Annotated in this window: 25 protein-coding genes and 1 pseudogene; all 26 read left to right on the top strand. The window is 44.9% G+C overall.

From position 1 onward, the window contains the following. The first annotated feature begins 60 nt into the window (after window positions 1-60). The gene (locus ABHC48_RS16000; protein WP_181975997.1) at window positions 61-204 is read left to right on the top strand and encodes a hypothetical protein; all 144 of its coding nucleotides are present in this window, start codon (window positions 61-63) and stop codon (window positions 202-204) included. After that, window positions 194-472 (top strand): hypothetical protein, encoded by a 279-nt coding sequence (locus ABHC48_RS15995; RefSeq protein ID WP_117639995.1) that lies wholly within the window; start codon window positions 194-196, stop codon window positions 470-472. Before ABHC48_RS16000 ends, ABHC48_RS15995 begins: the two co-directional genes overlap by 11 nt. After that, window positions 473-1036 (top strand): PcfB family protein, encoded by a 564-nt coding sequence (locus tag ABHC48_RS15990; RefSeq protein WP_117639997.1) that lies wholly within the window; start codon window positions 473-475, stop codon window positions 1034-1036. It abuts the gene before it with no gap. After that, window positions 1033-3984, top strand: a complete 2952-nt coding sequence (locus ABHC48_RS15985; protein ID WP_195700045.1) for a DUF4368 domain-containing protein — start codon at window positions 1033-1035, stop codon at window positions 3982-3984. The genes ABHC48_RS15990 and ABHC48_RS15985 overlap by 4 nt, the downstream gene beginning before the upstream one ends. Further along, on the top strand, window positions 3981-4325 hold the full coding sequence (locus ABHC48_RS15980) for a TnpV protein (protein ID WP_117814583.1): 345 nt from the start codon (window positions 3981-3983) through the stop codon (window positions 4323-4325). Before ABHC48_RS15985 ends, ABHC48_RS15980 begins: the two co-directional genes overlap by 4 nt. 157 nt (window positions 4326-4482) lie before the next feature. Continuing rightward, entirely contained in the window at window positions 4483-4842 is a 360-nt protein-coding gene (locus tag ABHC48_RS15975) for a PadR family transcriptional regulator (protein ID WP_117805437.1), read from the top strand. Then, entirely contained in the window at window positions 4839-5297 is a 459-nt protein-coding gene (locus tag ABHC48_RS15970) for a DUF1700 domain-containing protein (protein WP_117814584.1), read from the top strand. Before ABHC48_RS15975 ends, ABHC48_RS15970 begins: the two co-directional genes overlap by 4 nt. A 2-nt stretch (window positions 5298-5299) precedes the next feature. After that, window positions 5300-5740: a hypothetical protein gene (locus ABHC48_RS15965; RefSeq protein ID WP_117814585.1), complete on the top strand. Its 441-nt coding sequence runs from the start codon at window positions 5300-5302 to the stop codon at window positions 5738-5740. A 352-nt stretch (window positions 5741-6092) separates the two neighbouring features. After that, on the top strand, window positions 6093-6452 hold the full coding sequence (locus tag ABHC48_RS15960; protein WP_117814586.1) for a DUF3847 domain-containing protein: 360 nt from the start codon (window positions 6093-6095) through the stop codon (window positions 6450-6452). Further along, window positions 6418-7914, top strand: coding sequence for a MobQ family relaxase (gene mobQ / locus ABHC48_RS15955; RefSeq protein WP_117950457.1), 1497 nt, complete (start codon window positions 6418-6420; stop codon window positions 7912-7914). Before ABHC48_RS15960 ends, mobQ begins: the two co-directional genes overlap by 35 nt. Then, the gene (locus ABHC48_RS15950) at window positions 7911-9782 is read left to right on the top strand and encodes an AAA family ATPase (protein WP_117814655.1); all 1872 of its coding nucleotides are present in this window, start codon (window positions 7911-7913) and stop codon (window positions 9780-9782) included. The genes mobQ and ABHC48_RS15950 overlap by 4 nt, the downstream gene beginning before the upstream one ends. Before the next feature lie 142 nt (window positions 9783-9924). After that, window positions 9925-10083 (top strand): transposon-encoded TnpW family protein, encoded by a 159-nt coding sequence (locus ABHC48_RS15945; RefSeq protein ID WP_006428300.1) that lies wholly within the window; start codon window positions 9925-9927, stop codon window positions 10081-10083. Window positions 10084-10124: 41 nt separating this feature from the next. Next, window positions 10125-10976: pseudogene (locus tag ABHC48_RS15940) on the top strand (TraG/TraD/VirD4 family protein); the annotation flags it as partial. 127 nt (window positions 10977-11103) lie between these two features. Next, on the top strand, window positions 11104-11319 hold the full coding sequence (locus ABHC48_RS15935; protein ID WP_005334815.1) for a Maff2 family mobile element protein: 216 nt from the start codon (window positions 11104-11106) through the stop codon (window positions 11317-11319). A gap of 19 nt (window positions 11320-11338) precedes the next feature. After that, window positions 11339-12211 (top strand): VirB6/TrbL-like conjugal transfer protein, CD1112 family, encoded by an 873-nt coding sequence (locus tag ABHC48_RS15930; RefSeq protein ID WP_055055578.1) that lies wholly within the window; start codon window positions 11339-11341, stop codon window positions 12209-12211. Window positions 12212-12233: 22 nt separating this feature from the next. Next, entirely contained in the window at window positions 12234-12623 is a 390-nt protein-coding gene (locus tag ABHC48_RS15925) for a PrgI family protein (RefSeq protein ID WP_005334813.1), read from the top strand. Beyond that, the gene (locus ABHC48_RS15920) at window positions 12538-15045 is read left to right on the top strand and encodes a DUF87 domain-containing protein (RefSeq protein WP_347505821.1); all 2508 of its coding nucleotides are present in this window, start codon (window positions 12538-12540) and stop codon (window positions 15043-15045) included. The genes ABHC48_RS15925 and ABHC48_RS15920 overlap by 86 nt, the downstream gene beginning before the upstream one ends. Continuing rightward, window positions 15029-15487, top strand: coding sequence for a hypothetical protein (locus tag ABHC48_RS15915; protein ID WP_003864573.1), 459 nt, complete (start codon window positions 15029-15031; stop codon window positions 15485-15487). Before ABHC48_RS15920 ends, ABHC48_RS15915 begins: the two co-directional genes overlap by 17 nt. Before the next feature lie 51 nt (window positions 15488-15538). Continuing rightward, window positions 15539-17782, top strand: a complete 2244-nt coding sequence (locus ABHC48_RS15910) for a CD1108 family mobile element protein (RefSeq protein ID WP_195700324.1) — start codon at window positions 15539-15541, stop codon at window positions 17780-17782. A gap of 26 nt (window positions 17783-17808) precedes the next feature. Beyond that, a complete protein-coding gene (locus tag ABHC48_RS15905; RefSeq protein WP_117698765.1) occupies window positions 17809-18117 on the top strand; it encodes a DUF4315 family protein in 309 nt (102 codons plus the stop codon). Beyond that, on the top strand, window positions 18092-18826 hold the full coding sequence (locus ABHC48_RS15900; RefSeq protein WP_117698766.1) for a CD1107 family mobile element protein: 735 nt from the start codon (window positions 18092-18094) through the stop codon (window positions 18824-18826). The genes ABHC48_RS15905 and ABHC48_RS15900 overlap by 26 nt, the downstream gene beginning before the upstream one ends. Before the next feature lie 72 nt (window positions 18827-18898). Then, window positions 18899-21010, top strand: coding sequence for a DNA topoisomerase 3 (locus ABHC48_RS15895; RefSeq protein ID WP_195700323.1), 2112 nt, complete (start codon window positions 18899-18901; stop codon window positions 21008-21010). Window positions 21011-21038: 28 nt separating this feature from the next. Beyond that, entirely contained in the window at window positions 21039-22088 is a 1050-nt protein-coding gene (locus ABHC48_RS15890) for a DUF5688 family protein (protein ID WP_117698768.1), read from the top strand. Window positions 22089-22170: 82 nt separating this feature from the next. Continuing rightward, on the top strand, window positions 22171-24192 hold the full coding sequence (locus tag ABHC48_RS15885; protein ID WP_195700322.1) for a YodL domain-containing protein: 2022 nt from the start codon (window positions 22171-22173) through the stop codon (window positions 24190-24192). Beyond that, a complete protein-coding gene (locus tag ABHC48_RS15880; protein ID WP_055055570.1) occupies window positions 24189-24449 on the top strand; it encodes a transposon-transfer assisting family protein in 261 nt (86 codons plus the stop codon). The genes ABHC48_RS15885 and ABHC48_RS15880 overlap by 4 nt, the downstream gene beginning before the upstream one ends. Next, window positions 24439-25323 (top strand): YodL domain-containing protein, encoded by an 885-nt coding sequence (locus ABHC48_RS15875; protein WP_117528490.1) that lies wholly within the window; start codon window positions 24439-24441, stop codon window positions 25321-25323. The genes ABHC48_RS15880 and ABHC48_RS15875 overlap by 11 nt, the downstream gene beginning before the upstream one ends. Window position 25324: the final 1 nt, after the last annotated feature.

Raw genomic sequence — 25324 nt, 5'->3', positions numbered from 1 at the left:
GAATGAGCGTTCATGGAAACCGAAAGGAATCTGTGGACGCTTTTTTAGATGGGAGAAACCATGAGAAATATCATTATTTTTGTTGCTCTTCTGGGAGTAGCGGCAATATTTACAGTTTTGTATTGTCTCATTGCTGCCGGAAGTCAGGCAGAGAAAAAACTGACAGAAATCATGAGAAAAGAGGAAGAACAGAATGAAGACTAATAAAGATCTGATCATAGAACCAAATGCAGCTATTGAGGGAAGAAAGTACAGCGAAGAAAAGCCATGGTCCTGCAAGTACTGTTACTGGTGGGGAGGCAAAAAGAAAGGCTGTAGCTTGAAACAGTGCCACTATCTGCTTCCGGAAAAGAAAAAAGCAGTAAAAACGACACCATGTAGTGGCTGTCCGTATGGAAAACATGTTCCATGTATCGGATATTGTATTGCCCGTCTTTATTCTGAGATGAAAGGAAAGAAAGGACGTGGGTAATTGCAGGAAGAAGTAAATCAGAAAGTGATCAGCCTGAGCATCCAGGGAGTCAAGATCACTGCCAGTGTGCTAAAAGCAGCCCTTCGGAAGTTCCTGGAAATGGACAACCGTAGGAAACAGAAAGCAACGCAGGTGAAAATGGCTGAAAAGACCGGACGAGCTCAGGAGAAAGGAAGGGAAAAAGCCCGAAAAAAGATTGAAAAGAAAAAGCCACATGGAAAGCAGACCATCAAGCAGCTGAATGCACAGGGAGTACAGCTTTCCAACTTAAAGATCACAGATGAAAATATCAAATCTTTTGATCGTGTGGCAAGAAAATACGGCATTGATTACAGCCTGAAAAAAGAGGTTGGTGCGGATCCACCGAAATTTCTGGTCTTCTTTAAGGCCAAAGATGTGGATGTGATGACAGCGGCTTTCCGGGAATATGCCGGAGTAGAACTGAAAAAGAAACAGTCGAAGAAACCATCCGTCAGAAAGAAACTGCAGAAATCTGTAGAAAGAAAAGCAAAGCACCGCCAGCGTGTGAAGCAGAGACAAAAATCCAGAGGTCAGGAACGATGATCCGGGAAAAATTACAGAAGATCCAGGTCAAACGGCTGGTGATCTTAAATCTCCCATATTTCTTTATTTTCTATGTAGCAGATAAAGGATCCTGGCTGTACCGGCATTGCCTGGGAGAAAGCATGGTCCAGAGACTTGGCGTGATGTTAGTCAATTTCCGACTGGCATTTTTAAGCTGGCTGCCAAGTGTCGCTTTGCAGGACCTTGCAGTAGGTGTTCTGGTTGCAGGTGCATTAAAACTGGTGGTCTACTATCGTTCAAAAAATGCAAAGAAGTTCCGACAAGGTGTGGAGTATGGATCGGCCAGATGGGGAAATAGAAAAGATATCGAACCCTTCATGGATCCGGTCTTTGAAAACAATGTCATCCTCACAGAAACGGAACGTCTGACCATGAACAGCCGACCAAAAGCTCCGAAGTATGCCAGAAATAAGAATGTGATCGTTATCGGTGGTTCCGGATCTGGTAAGACAAGATTCTATGTGAAGCCCAACCTTATGCAGATGACGGATCACGTATCCTATGTGGTCACTGATCCGAAGGGTACGATCATCGTCGAATGCGGGAAGATGCTGGTAAATGGAGGATACCGGATCAAGGTATTAAATACGATCAACTTTAAAAAGTCCATGCATTACAATCCGTTCCATTATATCCGGAGTGAAAAAGACATCTTGAAGCTGGTCAATACCATTATCGCAAATACCAAGGGTGAAGGCGAAAAATCAACTGAAGATTTCTGGGTGAAGGCCGAACGTCTTTTGTATTCTGCACTGATCGGATACATCTGGTATGAGGCACCAGAGGAAGAACAGAACTTTTCTACTCTGTTGGAATTTATCAATGCCAGTGAGACCAGGGAGGATGATGAAGAATTTAAAAATGCAGTGGATGAATTGTTTGAAGAGCTGGAAGCAGAAAATCCAGAACACTTTGCAGTAAGGCAATATCGCAAGTACAAGCTTGCTGCCGGTGTTGTATGCTCTAAAAGACTTCTTAATCAAGCGGTTGGGAAGTCTCTTAGAACACACAACCTAAAACCGAAGAAAAGAGCGCAAGTTATGAGAAAAAACGAGAAAATCACTGCTCTGTACGAACGACTGAGCCGTGATGACTTTGGCAAAGATGATGACCAGCAGCGTGAGAGCAACTCCATATCCAATCAAAAAGCAATGTTGGAGGACTTCGCCGCACGGCAGGGCTTTACAAACATTGTCCATTTCACGGACGATGGCATTAGTGGTACTTGTTTTGACCGTCCCGGATTTTTGGCAATGATGAAAGAAGTGGAAGCCGGGAATGTGGAGTACCTTTGTATCAAGGACATGAGCCGCATGGGTCGTGACTATCTGAAAGTCGGTCAGATTATGGAAATCCTGCGTCAGCGTGGCGTTCGCCTTATCGCCATCAATGACGGCGTGGACAGTGCCAGAGGTGATGATGATTTTACCCCTTTCCGCAACATTATGAACGAGTATTACGCCAGAGATACCAGCCGTAAAATCCGTTCCACTTTCCAGTCCAAAGGCAAGTCCGGCAAGCACCTCACAGGCACGGTCATTTACGGCTATCTTTGGAACGAAGCAAGAGACCAATGGTTGGTTGACCCCGAAGCCGCCGAGGTGGTCAAGCGCATCTTTGCCATGACGATTGACGGCTACGGTCCGTATCAGATCGCCAGCAGGCTGAAAGAAGAAAAAGTCCTCATTCCGTCCGCTTACCTTGCCCAGCACGGCGAGGGCGTGAACAAAAACAAGACTTTCAAAGATGTGTACGGCTGGGGTTCTTCCACCATTTGCAACATTCTTGAAAAGCGTGAGTATCTGGGACATACCATCAACTTCAAGACCCGAAAGCACTTCAAGGACAAGAAAAGCCATTATGTCCCGGAGGACGAATGGACAATTTTCGAGAATACCCATGAGCCTATCATTGACCAGCAGACCTTTGACCTTGTGCAGAAAATCCGTGGGAATGTCAGACGCTACCCGGACGGCTGGGGCGAAGCAGCTCCACTTACTGGCTTGCTTTATTGTGCCGATTGCGGCGGTAAAATGTATGTCCACCGTACCAACAACGGCAAGCGTATTTCTCAATATACCTGTTCCCAATACAGCAAAGTCCCAGTTGGAAAGCTCTGCACGACACAGCACCGTATCAATGAAGATGTGGTACTGTCCCTTGTTTCCGAAATGCTCAAAGCTATTGCCGAGTATGCCAAGCATGACCGAGCCGAGTTTGTCCGTGTGGTGCAGGAAGCGCAGTCCAGCCAGCAGACGGCAGAGGTCAGAAAACAGCGCACACGCCTTGCCACAGCAAAGCAGAGAGTTTCCGAGCTGGAAGTCCTGCTCTGCAAAATCTATGAGGACAACATTTTAGGCAAGCTGTCCGACAGCAGATACGCCACTCTGGACGCTCAATACGAAAAGGAACAGTCCGAGCTTACCGCTGAAATCTCTGTTCTGGAAAAGGCTGTCAAGAGCTATGAGAAGCACGAAAAGGACGCTGACCGTTTTATCGCTCTGATTGACAAATATGAGAACTTCGACAAGCTGACCATTGCCATGCTCAACGAGTTTATCGAGAAAATCCTTGTGCATGAGCGTGACCGCAAGGGCAGTATACAGACCACACAGGAGGTCGAGATTTACTTCAATTTTGTCGGGCGATTCGTTCCCCCGGCGTTTGGCGAAGTGGAGCTGACACCGGAAGAATTAGAGGAAATCCGCAAGCGTGAGGAACGAAAGGACAGACTTCATCAGAACTACTTGAAGCGGAAAGCCAGCGGAGCGCAGAAGCGATACGAGGACAAAATCAAGGGGAGAAAAAAGGCAGAAATCGAAGCCAAGAAAGCCGCCATTCGTGCGGAGGACATTGCAAAGGGCGTGTTCGTCCCTGTCAGCAGCTTACCGCAGAGAGAGCCGATGAAAGGAGTACAAACAGCATGAATATCACTTACACACAGAACGGCGATTATCTTATCCCGAACATCGTTATCCGCAAGACAAAGCCCCTCAGACACTACGGCAGACTTCGCAAGGCGTATCTGGAAATGCACCGCCCGATACTGTTCAATGAGCTGGCGCTATCCGACAAGCTCTTTGAGCATTGCGCCGAGATTGACGAAGCGGCACGAAGCCGCATGGAGCTGATCGTGCGGTCACTGGCAGAGCAAAACGGCGTGACAGAGCAACTGAAAGCTGAAAACCAAATGGAATGGGTGCGGCAGATGAACGCTTGCAAGGCACAGGCAGAGGAGATTGTGAAGTTTGAGCTGATTTATGACTGATACTGAGAGCGCCCGGACGAAAAATGTTCGGGCGCTCAAACGCTTGAACAAACTGTAACTTTTTCAAGGAGTCTATTGACTAAGGCACCGAGTATGAGTATAATTAGTTCTGCTACTTAGCAACGCTAATCAGCAGAACTAAAGTGTGGTGAAGATTATGGATAACAAATATGTGCAACAATTCAAAAAAGGCTCTCTTGAAATGATACTATTATCCTTAATCGGGCGCAAAGAGACCTATGGCTATGAAATAATCACAGAGTTAAATAGCAGTGCATCTGTCTTAGGATATGCAAAAGAGGGAACGATTTACCCTATTCTGTATCGCTTACAAGAAGCGGAACTAATTCAATGTCGTTTAGCACCAGCGGCTGCTAATGGCGGATCAAAAAAATATTACTCCCTTACTCTTAAAGGAAAGGAAGTTTTACAGGAATTGATTACGTTTTGGTCCAGCTATACGGATTGTGTAAATAGCTTTATCGCCACCTATCAACAAACGGAGGTCTCAGAATGAAGGAGCAATACATAAGGCAGGTTGAAAAGGAATTAAATTTATCACGCAAAGCAAAAACCGAGGTTGTGCGTGACTTGAATGAAATATTTAATTCTGCCGTGGAGCATGGAGAAACTGAACAACAGGTAATCGAAAGGCTTGGAACGCCGCAAGAATTTGCTAACAGCACAGCAGAACAGTTTGGAATTGATAATTCCGTCCCAAAGAAACGGAAATGGATCATTTCAAGTGTCATTTCCCTTGTGGTAGCTATTGTTGCTTTTTTAATTTATGCTACTGCAAAGTCTGGTAAAGTGCCGGAAGGAGCAATCGGGCAAGCAGACGCAATGACAAACATTCAGGTTAATGGTGATTTTATTTTTGATGCTTCTCAAATTATTTTATTGGTTGGCATAATCGCTTTTGCATTTGCCACAATTCAGATTATCAGAGCTGTCCACAACAATAGGAGGTAACTATGAAAAGATTTATTCCGGGAATTGCAATTTTGCTTATATTGTCATTGACTGCTTGCTCCGCCCCAAAAACACCACCCAAAGACACAGGAGACGCAAGCAATTCGCAATCTGAAGGTATTATTAGGCTTGATGAGGGAGAATGGCCAGTCAATGAATATACTGAGGGACTTCCCGTTCCAACTGGCACAGTTGCATGGGCTATGCTTGATACAGAACACGGAAATTTCAGTATCAGTATTGCAGGTATAGACGAAAAAGGCTATGATAACTACATGGAGCTTTTGATACAAGAGGGCTTTTCAGTAGTTGAGAATGTGTCAGAGAAAATCAAAGGAGAAAACTATGTTTCTGTCGGGACACTCCTATCAAATGGAGAAAAAGGTTTAAGTATCAGCTACATACCTGATAATTTAACAATTTATGTTTCATTTGAAAAATGAGAGCGTGCAATAAACAGCGAAGCAAAATCCCTTTAGGAACTAAAGGGCGCACTTCTATACTCTCTATCGAGAGTAGTGCGTCCTGCGGAGCTTCATTCCCGGTCAGCAGAAGAAAACTGCCTGACCGAGAATGTTGCGTCACTTCGTTCCGTCAAGGTGGCTACACCCCCTTGCGCCGCTAAAGCGGCTATCCCCTGTGGACTTGCCGTCCGCAAACAGCATGAAATGCTGTTCGCCGCCAGCAAGTTTGAAAAAACCGAATACCGAAAATCAGACCGTTGACTGGTCGCAATCTGCGAAAAGTTGACGGTCTTTTTTTATTCCCAAAATCAAAAAAAGGAGGTCAAGCACAATGACAAAACCGAAAACCCTTGAACAACTCCGAGCTGAAAAAGAACGAGCCGAGACAAGGCTTGCACAGGAACAGCACAAGCTGGAGCGTCTGGAAAACCGAAAGAAATTTCTGGAACAAGGCGAAAGAAAGAAACGCACCCACCGCCTTTGCAATCTGGGCGGCACGATTGAGAGCCTTGCCCCGGAGGTCAAAGATCTCACACGCACCGAAATGACAGAGCTGATGGAACAAATCTTTTCTTTGTCCGAAGTCCAGCGAGCCGTCCGTCACATGACGATTACCCACATCAGCCAAGCAAACAGAGAAAAGGAGTTGAAAGCCGATGGCACTATTTCATCTGAGCGTCACGCAGACTAAGCGAAGCGCAGGACAGTCCGCTATCGCTTCTGCTGCCTACCGAGCCGGGGAGCGATTGTATAGCGAGTATTACGGCGAATACAGCGACTACACCCGCAAGGGCGGCGTGATCTGCTCCGACATTCTCCTGCCGTCCCATGCACCGCCCGAATACGCAGACCGCCAGACCCTATGGAACGCCGTGGAAAAAGCCGAGCGTGGAAAGAACGCCCAGCTTGCATACAGCTTTGACATTGCCTTGCAGAATGAATTTTCCCTTGAGGAAAACATCGCTCTTGCAAGGCAATTTTTATTGGAGAACTTTGTGAGCCGGGGCATGGTGGTTGACTTCGCCGTACACCAGCCAGACCGGGAGGACGGCGGCATACCCAATCCACATTTTCATGTGCTTTGCCCTATCCGCCCCATCGAGCAGAACGGCAAATGGGGGCTAAAGCAACGCCGGGTGTATGAGCTGGACGAGGACGGCAACCGTATCCGGGACCAGAACGGCGAGTTTGTTTTCAACGCCGTTCCCACTACCGACTGGGGCAGTCCCGAAACGCTGGAATACTGGCGGCAGACATGGGCAGAGTTATGCAACGCCAAGTTTGCGGAAAAGGGGCTTGACGTTCGTATCGACCACCGAAGCTATGAGCGTCAGGGCGTAGAGCTTCTTCCCACCGTCCATGAGGGCGCAACCGTCCGGGCAATGGAGAAGAAAGGTATACGCACCGAGAAAGGCGAGTTCAATCGCTGGATCAGAGCGACCAATGCCGTTATCCAGGACATTAAGAAGAAAATCGCTCTCCTGTTTGATTGGATTGCCGAAGCAAAAGCGGAGCTTGCCAAGCCGCAGGCACCCGACCTTGTTTCTCTGCTGAACGCCTATTACACCCAGCGCAGAGCCGGGGCTTATTCGCAGAAAGGCAAGGTCAGCAACCTAAAGGAGATGAACGAAACTTTCAATTATCTCCGGGCAAACGGCATTTACTCCCTTGAAGATTTGGAACACCGTGTCAGCGAACACAGTGCTGCCACAGAGAGCTTGAAGAAAACGCTGGACGAACAGACCGCCCGAATGAAAGCAATTAAGCAGCTCTATGACAGCTCCGCTGCTTTCCAGAGCTTGAAGCCTGTCTATGACGGCTTGCAGAAAATCAAGTTTGAGAAGCCCAGAGCCAAGTACAAGGCAGAGCATGAAGCGGAACTGAAACAGTTCTACGCCGCCAGACGAAAGCTGACCGGGGAGTTCCCAGACGGCAAGGTGGATATGAAAAAGCTGTCCGACGAGTATGACGAGCTGGAACAGGCGCACAACACCACCTATGGCGAGTTTAAGACCGTCAGAGACGATTTACACCGCCTTTGGAAGGTCAAGTCATGTGTAGATACTGCCGCCCGATTTAACGAGCGTACAGAGGAACAAAAGCTCCAAAATCGACCCCAAACACGACAGAAAAAGGAGGAACTATCCCGATGAATTACACCCAAGCACAGATTGACCGGGCAAACGCCGTCAGTCTGGAAGATTTTCTCCGCACACAGGGAGAGACACTTATCAAAAGCGGACGGGAATACCGTTGGAAAGAACATGACAGCCTGACCGTCCGGGGAAACAAGTGGTTTCGCCACAGCCAGAGCAAGGGCGGCTATCCCATTGATTTCGTCATGGAGTTTTACGGCAAGTCCTTTCCCGAAGCTGTTCAGATGTTGACAGGCGAAAACGGCGAGGGACAGACCGAAGCCACCACAGCACCGCCCACAGCGTTTCACTTGCCCTTGCACAACAGGACAGCCGACAGAGCAATCCAATATCTCACAGAAAGCCGAGGTCTCAACAAAACGCTTGTTGAGGCTTTTCTTCTTTCCGGGGATATTTACGAGGACGCAAAGCGGCACAATGTTGTGTTTGTCGGCAGAGACCGAAGCGGTACACCGAGATACGCCCATGTGCGAGGAACGGCAGACCCATTCAGACAGGACATTGCCGGGTCTGACAAATCCTATCCGTTCCGACACGAGGGTAATGGCAATCAGCTCTTTGTCTTTGAAGCGCCGATTGACCTGTTATCGTTTATCTGCCTTTATCCGCAGGATTGGCAGACAAGAAATTATCTTGCCCTGGGCGGCGTTTCTGGCAAAGCCCTTGACCGTTTTCTTTCTGAGCGCAAGGACACCCAAAAAGTGTTCCTCTGCCTTGACAGCGACACCGCAGGAAATGAAGCCTGCACACGACTGGCACAGTCCATTCCCGGCGAGATCGCCGTCATTCGCCTTGTCCCGGCAAGGAAAGACTGGAACGATGTTCTCCGTCAGCAAGCGGATATTCCAAACCGCAAATTCATAGCCGAGACAATCACGCTGCGAGAGCTGCCCACCGCCCAGCCTGTCCCAATGCTCCGTATGGCTGATGTGGAGCTGACGAGCGTGGAATGGCTATGGTTTCCCTATATCCCATTTGGAAAGCTGACAATTATCCAGGGCAATCCCGGCGAGGGCAAGACCTACTTTGCCATGCGCCTTGCGGCGGCTTGCACCAATCGAAAGCCTTTGCCCGGTATGGAGACACTTGAGCCTTTCAATATCATCTATCAAACTGCCGAGGACGGTCTGGGCGATACCGTCAAGCCCCGACTGATAGAAGCGGACGCAGACCTTGAACGAGTGCTTGTCATTGATGACAGGGACGCACCTCTGACCCTTGCCGATGAGCGCATAGCAAGGGCAATCCGTGAGAACAACGCAAGGCTTGTTATCATTGACCCGGTACAGGCGTTTCTGGGCGCAGATGTGGACATGAACCGGGCAAATGAAGTCCGTCCCATCTTCCGCAGTCTGGGAGACATTGCACAGGCTACTGGGTGCGCTATCGTGCTGATCGGACACCTGAACAAAGCCGCAGGAACGCAAAGCACCTACCGGGGATTGGGGTCTATCGACATTACGGCGGCAGTCCGCAGTCTGCTGTTTATTGGCAAGCTGAAGGACATTCCGACAACGAGGGTGCTTATCCATGAGAAAAGCTCCCTTGCGCCGCCCGGACAGTCCCTTGCCTTTTCTCTGGGAGATGAGAAAGGTTTTGAGTGGATAGGGGCTTATGACATTACCGCTGACGAGCTTCTTGCCGGGACAGACACCGCCAAGACCGAGAGCAAGACCGCACAGGCGCAAATGCTCATTCTGGAACTGCTTGCGGACGGAAAGCGTATGCCAAGCGCAGAGTTGGAAAAGGCAGTCAATGAGCGTGGGATTTCTTCACGCACCATGAGAACGGCAAAGAGCCGTATCGGGGACAGACTTGTGACCGAGAAAGACGGCACAGCATGGGTCTGCTATCTCCGAAACTGACAACAGGAACACGGCAAGCGTGGCAAAGAGGGCAAGGTTTTTATAGATACCTTAATGTTGCCGCCTTGCCTTGTTCCCTCATACTGACACCGCCCGATGATGAACAGTCACCGGGCATTTTTCATTTACAGGAGGATTTTGAATGAACAATACCGCAACTAACACCGCCACTTGCCCGACTGTCAGAAAGCAGATCGGCAAGACAACCTATATCGTCCGTGTCCATTTCAGCCAGACCGCAAAAGAGACGATGGAGGACAAAATCAAGCGTCTGCTCCGTGAGGAAGTCCGCAAAATGTGACTTCTTTGTGAATTTGATGAAAAAGTCCTTGACTTTTCGTCTCTGGCAAAACTGCAAAATCGATTTTGATTTCCTGTGGTGCCAGACTTGCACCATTTGATATTCAGGAACTAAGAGAAATCATGTCCTATGACGAGATGGAACTGGATATGATCGGTGATCAGAGAACAGCTATGTTTGTCATCATCAGTGATACAGATGACACATTCAACTTTGTGGTAGCAATCATGTACACCCAGCTCTTTAACCTGCTTTGTGATAAAGCGGATGATGAGCATGGAGGCAGGCTTCCCTATCATGTACGACTGCTTCTTGATGAGTTCAGCAATATCGGACAGATCCCAAAATTCGACAAATTGATTGCTACGATCCGAAGCAGGGAAATCTCCGCTTCTATCATTCTGCAGTCACAATCTCAGCTGAAAACAATCTATAAGGATGCGGCTGAGACGATCACGGGTAACTGTGACACCGTTCTTTTCCTGGGTGGAAAGGAAAGTTCCACACTGAAAGAAATATCAGAAACCCTGGGAAAGGAAACCATAGATCTTTACAACACATCAGACACCAGAGGTAGCAACCGGTCCTATGGGCTGAATTATCAAAAGACTGGAAAAGAACTGATGAGTAGAGATGAGCTGGCGGTCATGGATGGAGAAAAATGTATCTTACAGCTTCGTGGAGTCCGGCCGTTTTTAAGCAACAAATATGACATCACAAAGCATAAACGGTACAAAGAGCTTGCCGATTTTAATAAGAATAATGCGTTTGATGTCGAAAAGTATCTGGCACACCGACTGGTGATGTCCGAAGATACAGAATTTGAAATGTATGAAGTAACTGTAACACAAGAAGACGTATCAGCGATTGAAGCTGAGGAAGGTGAGGACTGATATGAAAGAAAGAATTCGAGCACCCTGCTACTACTGATAAGGATACAAAAAGGTCTGAATAAAAGGGAAAGGAGTAGAGCCAAACGCTTACAGACCATAAGAAAAGCGTTTGTTCATACATTTGATTATGGCTTTTTTTAGCAGTGCAATCAATATCCTTCAGACACTGGTCGTTGCAATCGGTGCTGGTCTTGGTGTCTGGGGCGTAATCAACCTGATGGAAGGTTATGGAAACGACAACCCGGGTGCAAAATCCCAGGGAATTAAGCAGCTGATGAGCGGTGGTGGTGTTATCCTGATCGGAACACAGCTGATCCCGCTTCTGAGTGGATTATTTGGTTAAGAGAAAGGAGTAGAGATCCATGTTCAGTCAGATTTTTGATGCGATTGAGGAATGGATGAGGGAACTCTTAACCGGGATGATCACTTCCAACTTGGACACGATGTTTACTGATGTCAATCAAAAGACCGGTGAGATCGCTACCCAGGTTGGACAGACCCCGCAAGGGTGGAACGGCAGCATATTCAGTATGATCCGGAACTTATCAGATTCCGTGATCATGCCGATCGCAGGTATTATTATTACACTCGTACTCTGCTACGAATTGATTTCTATGCTGACCGAGCGTAACAACATGCATGATATTGATACCTGGATGTTTTTCAAGTACTTCGTAAAAATGTGGATCGCTGTGTATCTGGTGAGTAACACATTTACGATTACAATGGCGGTATTCGATGTGGGTCAGCACGTAGTTAATTCTGCGGCCGGTGTTATCACAGGAAGTACCGCCATTGATATTTCTTCGGCATTGACGGATCTTTCCACAACACTGGAAAGTATGGAAATCGGAGAACTTGTTGTATTGGCGCTGGAAACCCTTATCGTCGGCTTCTGTATGAAGATCTTGTCTGTACTGATCACAGTGATCATGTATGGACGTATGATAGAGATTTACCTATATACCTCAGTTGCGCCGATTCCATTCGCAACTATGAGTAACAGAGAATGGGGACAGATCGGCACGAATTATTTCAGAGGACTCTTTGCCCTGGCTTTCCAGGCATTTCTGATGATGGTATGCGTTGCAATCTATGCAGTGCTTGTTGCAGGTATCCAGTATTCAGATAATCTGAGTTCTTCATTATTTGGCGTTATGGCTTACACAGTAATCTTATGCTATAGCCTCTTTAAGACGGCATCCTTAAGTAAGTCGATATTTAACGCGCACTAAAATACAGGAAGGAGTGAAAATCATGGCATATGTCAGCGTACCGAAAGATTTAACGAAGGTAAAGAATAAAGTAGCATTTAACCTGACCAAAAGACAGTTGATCTGTATCGGGATAGGTGCTGCAATGGGAATTCCAAGCTATTTCCTCTTGCGTAATGTGATGGGAAACAGTAATGCAGCAACGGTCATGGTGCTTTTGATGTTACCGGCATTTTTATTTGCCATGTACGAAAAAGACGGGATGCATCTGGAAGATGTTCTGATGCATATGATCCGGGTGAAGTTTCTTCGTCCACCCGTCAGAAAATATGAAACTGAAAACTATTATGAAACAGATCCGGAACAGATCAGACAGTCTCCGGATGCAGGAAAACCGAAAGGAGGAAAAACGGTTGCGAAAAAAGAAAAATAAGAAAACTGTCGCAGATACCGGGTACAAAAAAGTAGACAGAAAAGAGAAAAAGAAAAAAGAAAAGCAGGAAGAAAAACGCAGGCAGAAAAAACTGTCCGTCCAGCAGTCGATCGCTTATAAGGAAATGGGAAGAGATGGGATCTGCAGGGTACAGGGAAAAACGTATTCTAAGTGTATCCGCTTTTATGACATCAACTACCAGCTGGCTCAGAACGAAGATAAAAATGCAATCTTTGAAAACTGGTGCGATTTCCTCAATTACTTTGATGCCAGTATCCATTTTCAGCTGAGCTTTATCAATCATAAAAGCAGCATGAAAGAATTTGAACAGGTCATCCGGATTCGTCCTCAGGATGATGCCTTTGACGATGTTCGTATGGAATATGCCAAGATGCTGAAACAGCAGCTGGCGAAAGGAAATAATGGACTGGTGAAATCAAAATATATCACCTTCTCCATCGAAGCAGATAATATCCGGGAAGCAAAGCCAAAGCTGGAACGTATTGAGTCAGATATCCTGAATAATTTCAAGATCCTTGGAGTTCCGGCATATCCGCTGAATGGCGTGGAACGTCTGCAGATACTGTATGAGACTTTCAATCCGGATATCATGACAGACTTCCAGTTTGATTATGGTTCCATGATCCGGACAGGACTCAATACAAAGGATTATGTGGCACCGACCAGTTTTGTATTCCGAGACAGAAATACGTTCCAGATGGGAAATACTATCGGGGCTGTCTCTTATCTGCAGATCCTGGCACCGGAGCTTACAGATAAAATGCTTGCAGAATTTCTGGATATTGATAAGAATCTCATCGTCAATCTGCATGTTCAGTCTGTGGATCAGATGAAAGCAATCAAGCTTGTAAAAAGCAAGGTCACAGATATCAACAGAATGAAAATTGAAGAGCAGAAAAAGGCGGTAAGATCTGGATACGACATGGATATCATCCCATCGGATCTGAATACTTATGGCGGAGAAGCCAAACGTCTTTTGGAAGATCTGCAGTCACGAAATGAGCGTATGTTCCTTGTAACAGCGCTCTTTTTAAATACTGCAAAGACAAAACAGGCACTGGATAATGCCATCTTCCAGACGGCCGGTATTGCACAGAAATATAACTGTGTGCTGAAACGTCTGGATTATCAGCAGGAAGAAGGATTGATGAGCAGTGTTCCGTTGGGAGTAAATCATATCCCAATCAAGCGGGCTCTTACGACTACCAGTACAGCAATCTTTGTTCCGTTTACGACACAGGAACTTTTTATGGCAGGAGAATCCTTATATTACGGATTGAATGCACTCAGTAACAACATGATCATGGTGGATCGTAAAAAGCTGAAAAACCCGAATGGATTGATCCTTGGTACGCCTGGATCCGGTAAATCCTTTGCAGCAAAAAGAGAAATCACCAATGCGTTCTTTGTTACGAAGGATGACATTATCATCGGAGATCCGGAGGGCGAGTATTATCCACTGGTCCATGCACTTGGCGGACAGGTAGTACACATTTCACCGACCAGTAAGGATTATATCAATCCAATGGATATCAATATGGATTATTCCGATGATGACAATCCACTTGGTGTAAAATCCGATTTTGTCCTGTCCTTATGTGAGCTGATCATGGGAAGCAGGGATGGTATTGAAGCAGAGGAAAAATCAGTGATCGACCGTTGTCTTCCACTGGTGTATCAGAAGTACTTTGCAGATCCAAAACCGGAAAATATGCCGGTCCTTGGTGACCTGTATGATTGCCTCAGAAAGCAGAAAGAACCCCAGGCCCAGAGAATTGCAACAGCACTGGAAATCTATGTAAATGGATCACTGAAAGTATTCAACCATAGAACCAATGTGGAACTGAATAACCGTATTGTCTGCTTTGATATCAAGGAACTTGGAAAGCAGCTGAAAAAAATCGGAATGCTCATCGTCCAGGATCAGGTATGGAACAGAGTTACAATCAACCGTGGCATCAAATCTACCAGGTACTATATCGATGAATTCCACCTTCTGCTCAAAGAAGAACAGACAGCAGCTTATTCCGTAGAAATCTGGAAGAGATTCCGTAAATGGGGAGGTGTACCGACTGGAATCACACAGAATATCAAAGATCTTCTTGCCAGCAGGGAAATTGAAAATATCTTTGAGAACAGTGATTTTATCCTGATGCTGAACCAGGCGGCAGGTGACAGACAGATCCTTGCAAAACAGTTGAATATTTCCCCATATCAGTTGTCTTATGTGACGAATTCCGGGGAAGGAGAAGGACTTCTTTTCTATGGAACAACAATTATTCCATTTAAGGACAAGTTCGATAAGAACTTGAAGCTGTACAGTTTGATGACTACAAAACCGGAAGAAGTTGAAAAACGAGAGAAAGAAATGGAGGCGGAAAAGCATGAAGGAAATCGATAAGATCCGAATCAGGCAGTGGAACCAGGATAATCCTTACATTCAGATGAAAAATCTGGAAAATGCACAGCCTGGATACCGTGTTCATACAGTCAATGATGATCATCATCTGTATGAACTTCCGCTGGAAACACAGAACATTATCCTTGACTGGGTATTCTGGAATTTTTATCCGGCACAGAAAATCTATCCGCATCTTACCAGTGATGATCTGAAAGAAGTTCTGTATAAACGTACCCAGATCCATCTGCACAACAATCAGTTCAAGGAGGCTATGCTGATCAATGGTTTCTGGCCGAGAGATCCGAGTGAATTGAACTGGGTATTTCATATCCAGGCGAGCTCCCCAGCAATCAGGACACAGGCAGATGGTTATCCTGGTATCCCGATTATAGGACGCCAGGAACTGAATGAGTACAGAAAGAAAAGTTGTGCCAGGAGGTGATGACCTATAGCCGGAAAAGAATTTAAAGGCAAAGATAAAAAGGTCGCAAAGATGACCAGGGATGGTCTGACAGAAGAAAATCTTCGTGATGGTAGTGTAAAAGATATCAGTCACAGGAGTCGAGGACGACCGGAAAATAAGGAAGAATTTGTTCCTGAACGGGAACGGAAAAAGGCTGAGAATGAAGATTCAAAATCGGGAAAAGGTAAACGACTGCAGATGGAAAAGATCCGGAAATCTTCTGTCCGGCAGGAAGCTGTTGAGGATACAGTTGAAGTCACACCGGAAGAAAAAGTATCCGGATATCGAAAGAAACTGCATCGTCATGAAAAAATCCCGGATGATGATAATAATCTGAACAGCCAAAAGAAATCCATTCGGAAGAAGCAGCTGCAAAAACAGATGACCAAAGAACAGGCAAAAGCCGGAAGATTATCTTTTGATGATGAAGGAAATCAGATGGTGAAAGGTGCTGGCATGAAACCGGGAGGGACAGCCGGGAAGTACATTGCCACACAAGCTGTTATATCTGGCATGAAAGCAGTCACTTCCGAAGAGGAAGAAACAGATGAAAATGCAGGTGTGGAAAGTGCCAGACTTGCAGAGCGTGAAACAGAAACTGCGTTACGTGGCCTACGTCATGCTCAGATCCGCAGCAAACGAACGGATGTGAAAACCCATCGCAGAGGTTATCGTGAGGCTACTGTAGAAAAAAAACTGAAATTTGGTTCTGCAGAAAGTATGGAAGGAGTCAAACATGCAGAATCTGTAAAGAACGCTGAGCAAAAGAGACATTTCTATAATCGATTCTTCCAGAAAAAACGGTATAAGGATGCTTACCGGGCAGCCCGAGCTGGAAAATCCGCTGGCAGTCTGGGTGGAGCAACAACCATTGCCGGTGTCGAGAACATGACGGTAAAAGCAAAGATCGCCTTGAAAGAGATCATAAAGCGTAGTCGTGCCATGTTCGTAGGCATCGGTATTTTTGCGCTTCTTTTTCTTGTCATAGCAGTATCTCTGGGGAGCTGCAGTGCTTCTATCGAGGGTGCTGGATCTGTGATCGGTATTACAACGTATCCAAGTTCAGACGAGGATATCTATGCTGCCGAAAACAGATATGCTGCTTTGGAAAGTGCCTTGAACCAGCAGATTAATGAGATGGAACGAAGACATCCAAATTATGACGAGTATCAGTACAACATTGCTGAGATTGGTCATAATCCATACCATCTTATCTCGTATCTTACCGCAAAATATGGGGACTGGACGTACTCAGATGTTGAAAATGAACTGCAAGCTCTTTTTGAAGCACAATATCATCTGAATACAGAAGGTCGAACAGAAACGGTGACAGAAACCAGAAATGTTCGAGTCGGAGAATCATTAGGACAGGTAGTGACCAGCGGATATTGTAACTGTCGAATCTGTTGTGGTGTATGGTCCGGAGGTCCAACTGCTAGTGGTGCATATCCAACTGCAAACCATACCATTGCTGTAGATGCTTCCAATCCATTTGTGCCGATTGGCACTAAGGTAGTAATGAATGGTGTGGAATACACAGTTGAGGATACCGGAGCCTTTGCACGATATGGTGTGCAGTTTGACGTTTACTATGATAACCATGCTGCCGCTTCTGCTCATGGACATCAGACCTGGGAAGCCTATATCGCAGATGACAATGGCAGTCAGGAAGTAACGGTTACCAGTACAAGCACTAAGAAGATTCTATATGTGACACTGACAAATGGAAGCTTTGACGCTGTGGCAAGAGCCAATCTGAATGCGGAGCAGCTAATCATCTATAATGCATTAAATACGACCTATGGAAACAGAAATTATCTGTGGGATGTAAACAATGTGACCAGTGGATCAGGCGGTAATGGAATGAGCTATGAGATTCCACCAGAAGCACTGCAGGATGAAGAATTTGCCCGGATGATCCGAGAAGCGGAAAAATATTTGGGAGTACCTTATGTATGGGGTGGTTACTCTCCGTCCGGATTTGACTGCTCAGGATTCGTATCCTATGTCATTAACCACTGTGGTAATGGCTGGAACTATGGACGATTGACCGCAGATGGATTAAGAGGCGTATGTACTTATGTATCACCGCAAGAAGCAAAACCAGGAGATCTGATCTTCTTCCAGGGAACGTATAACACATCCGGTGCAAGCCATGTGGGTATCTATGTCGGTAACAATATGATGATCCATTGTGGTGATCCGATCCATTACTCAAATATCAGCACATCCTACTGGCAGCAACACTTCATGTGCTTTGGAAGACTGCCATAAATGGGTGATTGAAGGGAGGTGAAAGTTTGAATAAAAAGATAAAAAAATATCTGGATGAAATTGCCAAGACAGAGAAAAAGATCGCGGATCTGCAGCAATATCTTAGGGGTGTCCAGGCTGCATTAAAGCAGGAAGAGGACAATGAGATGATCAGGTGCATCCGTGGTATGAAGATGGAGAATGGTCAGTTGTATGATCTTTTGGATGGTATCCAGAATGGAACAGTTAAATTTCAGGTAAGCAGGGAGTCTGACGAAGAAGGTTCAGGCACCTTTGTATTCACAGAAGAAAATAAGGAGGAATATCAGAATGGTGAAATGGAAGAAAATGAATAAGAAAATGGCAGGACTGCTGTTAGGAGTCATGATGCTTTTTACTGCATCAACCACAGCATTTGCCTATGTGGATGAATCAGCAGAGGCATCCAAAGTAGAGACAACTCAGACAGATCAATCAACAGACAAAGAAGAGAAAAAGGATGAGGCGGCAAGTACAAATGAGGTGCTGCCGGAAGATGGAACAGATAAAGGAACTGCATTTACGACACCTGGCAATGGTGAAGTCAAGGATGACATTACCGACGATTCCACAAAGGAGTTTCTTACAGTTACAACGAAGAATAATAATACTTTCTATATCGTGATCGACCGCAGTGCCACATCCCAGAATGTCTATATGTTATCCCAGATTGATGAAAATGATCTTTCAGAGTTTCTGGATAAAGACAGCACTGCTACTGTCGTAACACCACAGCAAGATACATCAAAGGTTGTGCTGGATGAAACAAATAATGAGGATGTAGACAAGGAAGCTACCGTTGATCCGGAGAAAACAGCATCTACCAAAACCAATATGGGTGCAATGGCAACAATCCTGATCCTAGCTCTCGGCGGTGTAGCAGCATACTACTACTTCAAGATCTATAAGCCAAAGAAAGAGGAAGACGAGGATGATCAGCCGGAAGGGTTGGAAACAGGTGGACTGGAAGAAATTCCGGATGAGGAAGAGTCTGAAGACGAAGATTTTGAAGAAAATGAAAAATAAATAAACTTTTTTAGCGGAGGGGGCTGTAAAACATGCTCTCTCCGTTTCGTTATATGAAGGAGGTTATACATCATGTATTTAGTAATTGCAGAAAAACCAAGTGTATCAAGAGCAATCGCAGAAGTGATTGGAGCACAGGAACGAGAAGACGGATATTTAAGAGGAACCGACTGTATGGTCAGCTGGTGCTTCGGACATCTGGTCGAGTATGTTTCACCGGATGTCTACGATGAGAAATTTAGCCAGTGGAGATATGAAGATCTCCCGATCATCCCGAAAGACTGGAAAGTTACAGTCTCAGAAGATAAGAAAGATCAGTTCTATATCTTAAAAAGACTGCTCAACAGTCCGGAAATTGAATACGTCGTAAATGCCTGTGATGCCGGACGTGAAGGAGAATTAATCTTCAAACATGTCTATGACTTATCCGGAAGTAAAAAGCCGGTGAAACGATTATGGATCAGTTCTCTGGAAGATTCCGCAATCCTTGATGGAATGCAGCATCTGAGATCCGCAGAGGAATACCGACATCTGGCCGAAGCTGCTGTATGCCGTTCTCAGGCTGACTGGCTGGTAGGAATGAATGCAACCAGAGCTTACACCACAAAGTACTTCAAAAAGCTGACCGTTGGAAGGGTTCAGACACCGACACTTGCTATGTTGGTGGAACGTGCCGGACAGATCAGCAATTTCCAGAAAGAAAAGTATTTCAATGTGGAACTCGATTGTGATGGAATTCCGGCTGTAAAGCCAAAAATCTTTGATCCGGATGAGGCGGAACAGTTAAGAAGTAGATGCCAGGGAAGTGAAGCTATTGTCACAGCAGTAAAAGAAACGGAAAAGAAAGTAAAAGCACCAAAGCTTTATGATCTGACCACACTGCAGAGAGAAGCAAACCGTATCTACGGAATGACAGCCAAACAGACACTGGATACCGCTCAGAGCCTGTATGAAAAGAAACTGATCACTTATCCAAGAACGGACAGCCAGTATCTGACCGAAGATATGGAGCAGACCGCAAGAAATGTGGTTCGTCAGATTTATGAGAAATATCAACTGACAGGTCCGTTTGATCAGCCGGAGCAGCCAGATGTGAAGAAAGTCATGAATAACAGTAAAGTGACAGATCACCATGCAATCATCCCAACGATGGAGCTTGCATCCTGTCATCTGGGTGAACTGAAATCCTGGGAAGAAAAGATACTGTTTCTAATCGCAGTCCATGCAGTCATGGCAATGAGTAAGGATCACATTTACCAGGAGACAGAGATTGAAGTGGAATGCCAGGAAGAAATCTTCAAAGCAAAAGGAAAAATTGTCCTGCAGGACGGATGGAAACTCTTTGAAAACTGCTTCAAAAATAAGGATCGCATGGCAATCGTAGATCCGGATCAGGAAATGAAAGAGAGGATGCCGAAAGTAACCCAGGGACAGACTTTCTATGCTGTAGCTGCAGAAAAGACAGAACATTTTACATCGCCACCAAAACCATACAGCGAAGATACTCTCCTTGCGGCAATGGAAACAGCTGGAAATAAGGAATTCGATGAAGATACGGAAAAGAAAGGATTAGGAACTCCGGCAACAAGAGCCGGTATCATCGAGAAACTGATCTATTCCCAATATGCCACCCGAAAAGGAAAACAGATTCTTCCAACAGATGATGGAAAAGTCCTTGTGGAGATCCTGCCAGACTTTCTGAAATCTGCAAGTATGACTGCAGAATGGGAAAATCAGCTGCTCTTGATGGAGCATGGAGAGATTGCACTGGAACAGTTTATGACCGGGATCAAAAACATGCTGACCATGATGCTGAATGGATGCGATGCGATTTCCGAAGAAGAAACAAGAAGATTTCAGACCAGAGAAAGCATTGGAACATGTCCGGTATGTGGAAGCCTGGTATATGAAAGCAAAACCAACTTCTATTGTAGCAACCATGATTGTCACTTTGCTCTCTGGAAAGATAACCGCTATCTGCAGAGCATGGAAAAAACCATGGATAAAAAGATGGCTGCAGAACTTCTGAAAAGTGGATGTGTGCATGTAAAAGACCTGTATTCTAGAAAGAAGAATATGTACTTTGAGGCAGATCTTCACATGGATACAGATGAAACCGGAAAGGTGAATTTTTCTTTATCCTTTCCCAAAAAGAAACCAAAAAACAAAAGCAAAAAGAAATAAGAAAACAGATTAGAGGAGGAAACGAAGAATGAATTTTAATGAATTTGTAAGTGAAGTAAAGGACAATATCAGACTCTTTTTACCGAAGGATTATGAGAATGCAGAAGTATCAACGATGGAGTGTCAGAAACTGAACCGTGCCTATACGGGGCTGATGGTGAGAAAAGAAGGTGAGATGCTTACCCCGACGATCAATCTTAACCAGCTGTATGAAGCATATAAAGCACAGCCTGGCGTAACAATGGAAACTGTATGCAGAAAGATTGCAGATATAGTTATTGAGGCACCGATACAGGTTGATCTGAAATCCATTTTAAATTATGAAGACGTGAAGGACAAGCTGTTTATCCGTGTATCATCAGCCGAAGCAAATAAGGAAGTCCTCGAAAATGCGCCGCATCAGCTGAAGGAAGACCTCGCAATAACCTATCATGTGGCAGTAGGCAAGGATCAGGATGGATTAAGTTCCATGTTTATCAAGAATGATCTGCTTGAACAGTATGGAATATCGGCAGAACAGCTTCATGAAGACGCGATGAAAAGTTCACCGCATGTCATGATCCCGGAGGTATCAAGTATAGGTGCACTGATAGATGAAATGTACCAGAAAAATATTCTCATGCTGACACCGGATGAACGTGAAATGCTGCAGGAAACATTGCAGGAATCAAGCGAGATGCCGACATTCTTTGTTGTTACGAATACAGACAGAATTGATGGAGCCGGTGTGATCTTTTATCCGGAATTCATGGATAGCATGGGGGAACTTCTTGGAAATGATTTCTTCATTTTGCCATCATCCATCCATGAAATGCTGGTCTTGCCAGATGACGGGCAAGTGGATGCAGAAATGTTAAGAGATATGGTAAAAGAAGTCAATGCCACTCAGGTAGCCCCTGCAGAACGCCTTACCAATGATGTATATCACTTTGATACAAAGGATCATGTCTTTGAAAAGGCAGATAGATTCACAGAACGTCAGAAAGAAAAAGAAGCGCAGGCTGCAAAAACAGAGAAAGCAGGAAAAGAACAGCCGGATCAGAAACCGAAAACAAAGAAGCACGATATGGAACTCTAATAAAAAATAATCATCTCGTCAACTAATAAAAAGCCCTGCGGCATAAACACAATGTCGTGGGGCGTTTTTGGAAAGGAGTATTATGACAGAACAAAATAAAACTACTACTATTCCACTGCCGGTCCAGGGAAAAGATATGGACAGCATTATGCAGTCACTGGAATCCGGTGTGGAAGAACTTTTTACAAGTAACCGCTATCAGGAATTTCTTAAAACCATGGCAAAGTTTCACAATTATTCCTTTAATAATACAATGCTGATCGCCATGCAACGACCGGATGCCACACTTGTTACCAGCTACAAAAACTGGCAGTCCATGGGTAGACAGGTCATGAAAGGGGAAAAAGGAATTACAATCATTGCACCGGCACCATATAAGAAAATGAAGGAAAAAGAGGTTCTGGATGAAAATCAGCGACCGATCATGGGAACTGATGGAAAACCTAAGACTGAACAGGTGGAAGTTACAGTTCCGCATTTTAAAGCAGTTACGGTATTTGATATTGCTCAGACATCCGGAGAACCGATCCAGACACTGGCACCAGAATTACTGACTGCAGCTGTACAGGATTTTGATTCTTTCATGCAGGCTATTCAGAAAATATCCCCAGTGCCGATTCGATTCGATGAGATCGATGGCAATGCCAATGGATATTATCACAATGCAGACAAGGAAATCGTGATCAAAAAAGGGCTCAGTGAAAGTCAGACCTTAAAGACTGCTATTCATGAAACCGCCCATGCTAAACTGCATGACAAGGAAATCATGGAAAGCCTGGGTGTAGAAAAAGACCGTCTGACAAAAGAGGTTGAAGCAGAATCCATTGCTTACTGTGTGTGTTCTTCCTTGGGTTTGGATACATCGGATTACAGTTTTCCTTATATTGCAGGTTGGAGCAGCAGCCGGGAAATGAAGGAAATGAAAGCATCTATGGATGTGATCCGCAAGACAGCCGGTGAAATGATCGATCAGCTTACAGAAGAACTGGAAATCATTCTTGAAGAAAAACAAAAAACAGAATTACATGAAAAATACGGCATTCTGGTAGATGCACTGGAAGCAGCCGGATACCGCTATGATTATCGGGAAAGCGAACCGGGACATATTGTACTGGCACCGGATGGGACACATGAAATTGCTGGGTATTTGCAGTTTGAATCATGGGGAGATATCAAAGATTGGCTGGAAGATACGATTGCAGAAGGGACGGATATTTCGGAAAGAGTTAATCGGGCTTTGTATCCATTTAAGTTTGATTATACCCTAGCGGAAGAAATGTTCAGAGGTAATGGTGACCGCTATGCAATTTACCATGTGGATGAAGGCACACCGGGAAAACAACATTTATTTATGAATAAGGCAATGGTCAAAGAAGATGGCATTACAATCGATGCAGCAAATTATAAATGTGTCTATTCTGGCAGATTACATGAAAATGAAAAGCTGGATGATTTGTACGCCATATTCAACGATAATCCACCGGCAGATTATAAAGCACATTCTATGTCGGTCAGTGATGTGATCATTACAAATCGTGAAGGTAATATGCAGGCATATTACGTGGATCGATTTGGATTTGCAGAACTTCCAGACTTTACAGTCCAAAGAGAAAAAATACTCGATATTGTCCCGGAAATAGAAAATGTGGATTATGAAAATGATCTTACATGTATCAGCTTTTATGCGGCTGAATGTACTGAATTTCCTGTAATGGGTGAAGTACATTATGACCTGACATTACCAGAAGCCTTGGAAGCTTATGAGAAAATCCCATCAGAACGTATGCATGGACTGAAATGTGTTGGCTTTGATCTGAAAGACGGAAGTGATTATGAAGGAATGCAGAGTCTGATGATTGAAGGAAAAATACAGAAAGAATTTTTAAATTCGATTCCTGGATTTAGAGAAAATTCTTATGTGCAAAATGCAATCAGTCGTGTGGAAAAGTACTTGGAAGAAAGACATCCAAATGTGGAAAATCCTCTGGAATCCAATAAGAAAGTGGATAACGAAAAAAATATAAGCGAAGAAAAAAACGAGAAGGAGCTGAATATACAGATGAAACCAATACCGAAAAAGAAAAGGGGGGAAATGAGCCTATGAGAAATGTAAACCTGGAAGAAAACGAACTGACTATTACTGCTATCTTCCAGCAGCACACAAAGGAAGAAACAATCCAAACACTGAAAGAAGCTTTGGAAGTTTTGGAACAGGAAGAAAGTGATACTGAGAATGATGAAATGATGGAGATCATCAATTCTACAGTTGGAAAATTACAGCAGATCGAAGACAAATACTACTATTCTCTGGATCTGAATTATTATCTGAATAACTTGGAGGACGATGCCTATGAAGCTTAATCAATTTGCAGTCTACCGAGTAGATCAGCAGACAGCAGGAAAAGCACTGTGGCATCTGCCATATCAAGAAGCAAGACAGCAGAATGTGTCGATTACTGTCGAAAATTACCGATTAGTCTCGATTCATGAAATGCAGGAAAATGAAAAAGTCGCTGACATCTGGAAACGGATGAAAAAGCAATGCGAAGTCAGTGACGTGCTCGTATTGAACAAGAACGGAGAAATCAGTTGCTACTATGTAGATGAAAACTATCCACAGTATCTGGCCGGATTCATTCGTATCAACACATCCGGAGCACTGATCACTATGGAAACTGAGAATTATCAGATTGATGGAAAAAAAGGAAACTGGATTGCGACAGACACCATCATCATCAATGGAAAGCAGTTTTATCTGATGGAGCATCAGGTATACCGGGATCAGGCGCAGGGGGTTATCCTAGATGCCTATGGAAAAATGGTTGTCGAAGAATGCGAGAAATTTGACGAAAAGACAAAACAAAAGATCCATGATTACATCCAACAGCAGGTACCGCTAAATCCAGTCGAACAGCTAAAACACAATGGCAAAATGCGTCTGGAACATTACCAGAAGTTCTACCAGAACGGCACTTATGAACGGAGCCGAGAATCCGGTACCGAAGCCAATTATGATATGGTGGACGGTCTGGTGAATAATCAGAAGAAGAATCAGGAAAAGACCTCTGATGCTAGCAGCAACAATCAGACCTCCCGAAATCAACAGGATGGAAAACCTAAGAAACGAAGATCTGTGATCAAACGACTCCATCAAAAACAGATTGCTATTGCTCGCCGGTCCGGAAAGCCGATACCAAAGTACCTGGATCAGGAAATGGAAAGAAAGCGGGGGTAGA

The sequence above is a fragment of the Ruminococcus sp. 1001136sp1 genome (assembly GCF_039841815.1).
Taxonomy (GTDB): Bacteria; Bacillota; Clostridia; order Lachnospirales; family Lachnospiraceae; genus Blautia_A; species Blautia_A faecis.
Note: the sequence above shows the minus strand (reverse complement) of the source record. Positions and strands in the feature narration are given on the sequence as shown.

Excerpts from the sequence above, each read along its gene's own strand:
- ABHC48_RS16000 (WP_181975997.1), top strand. The coding sequence starts at position 61 with ATGAGAAATATCATTATTTTTGTTGCTCTTCTGGGAGTAGCGGCAATA.
- ABHC48_RS15995 (WP_117639995.1), top strand. The coding sequence starts at position 194 with ATGAAGACTAATAAAGATCTGATCATAGAACCAAATGCAGCTATTGAG.
- ABHC48_RS15985 (WP_195700045.1), top strand. The coding sequence starts at position 1,033 with ATGATCCGGGAAAAATTACAGAAGATCCAGGTCAAACGGCTGGTGATC.
- ABHC48_RS15980 (WP_117814583.1), top strand. The coding sequence starts at position 3,981 with ATGAATATCACTTACACACAGAACGGCGATTATCTTATCCCGAACATC.
- ABHC48_RS15975 (WP_117805437.1), top strand. The coding sequence starts at position 4,483 with ATGGATAACAAATATGTGCAACAATTCAAAAAAGGCTCTCTTGAAATG.
- ABHC48_RS15970 (WP_117814584.1), top strand. The coding sequence starts at position 4,839 with ATGAAGGAGCAATACATAAGGCAGGTTGAAAAGGAATTAAATTTATCA.
- ABHC48_RS15965 (WP_117814585.1), top strand. The coding sequence starts at position 5,300 with ATGAAAAGATTTATTCCGGGAATTGCAATTTTGCTTATATTGTCATTG.
- ABHC48_RS15960 (WP_117814586.1), top strand. The coding sequence starts at position 6,093 with ATGACAAAACCGAAAACCCTTGAACAACTCCGAGCTGAAAAAGAACGA.
- mobQ (WP_117950457.1), top strand. The coding sequence starts at position 6,418 with ATGGCACTATTTCATCTGAGCGTCACGCAGACTAAGCGAAGCGCAGGA.
- ABHC48_RS15950 (WP_117814655.1), top strand. The coding sequence starts at position 7,911 with ATGAATTACACCCAAGCACAGATTGACCGGGCAAACGCCGTCAGTCTG.
- ABHC48_RS15945 (WP_006428300.1), top strand. The coding sequence starts at position 9,925 with ATGAACAATACCGCAACTAACACCGCCACTTGCCCGACTGTCAGAAAG.
- ABHC48_RS15935 (WP_005334815.1), top strand. The coding sequence starts at position 11,104 with ATGGCTTTTTTTAGCAGTGCAATCAATATCCTTCAGACACTGGTCGTT.
- ABHC48_RS15930 (WP_055055578.1), top strand. The coding sequence starts at position 11,339 with ATGTTCAGTCAGATTTTTGATGCGATTGAGGAATGGATGAGGGAACTC.
- ABHC48_RS15925 (WP_005334813.1), top strand. The coding sequence starts at position 12,234 with ATGGCATATGTCAGCGTACCGAAAGATTTAACGAAGGTAAAGAATAAA.
- ABHC48_RS15920 (WP_347505821.1), top strand. The coding sequence starts at position 12,538 with ATGAAACAGATCCGGAACAGATCAGACAGTCTCCGGATGCAGGAAAAC.
- ABHC48_RS15915 (WP_003864573.1), top strand. The coding sequence starts at position 15,029 with ATGAAGGAAATCGATAAGATCCGAATCAGGCAGTGGAACCAGGATAAT.
- ABHC48_RS15910 (WP_195700324.1), top strand. The coding sequence starts at position 15,539 with ATGACCAGGGATGGTCTGACAGAAGAAAATCTTCGTGATGGTAGTGTA.
- ABHC48_RS15900 (WP_117698766.1), top strand. The coding sequence starts at position 18,092 with ATGGTGAAATGGAAGAAAATGAATAAGAAAATGGCAGGACTGCTGTTA.
- ABHC48_RS15895 (WP_195700323.1), top strand. The coding sequence starts at position 18,899 with ATGTATTTAGTAATTGCAGAAAAACCAAGTGTATCAAGAGCAATCGCA.
- ABHC48_RS15890 (WP_117698768.1), top strand. The coding sequence starts at position 21,039 with ATGAATTTTAATGAATTTGTAAGTGAAGTAAAGGACAATATCAGACTC.
- ABHC48_RS15885 (WP_195700322.1), top strand. The coding sequence starts at position 22,171 with ATGACAGAACAAAATAAAACTACTACTATTCCACTGCCGGTCCAGGGA.
- ABHC48_RS15880 (WP_055055570.1), top strand. The coding sequence starts at position 24,189 with ATGAGAAATGTAAACCTGGAAGAAAACGAACTGACTATTACTGCTATC.
- ABHC48_RS15875 (WP_117528490.1), top strand. The coding sequence starts at position 24,439 with ATGAAGCTTAATCAATTTGCAGTCTACCGAGTAGATCAGCAGACAGCA.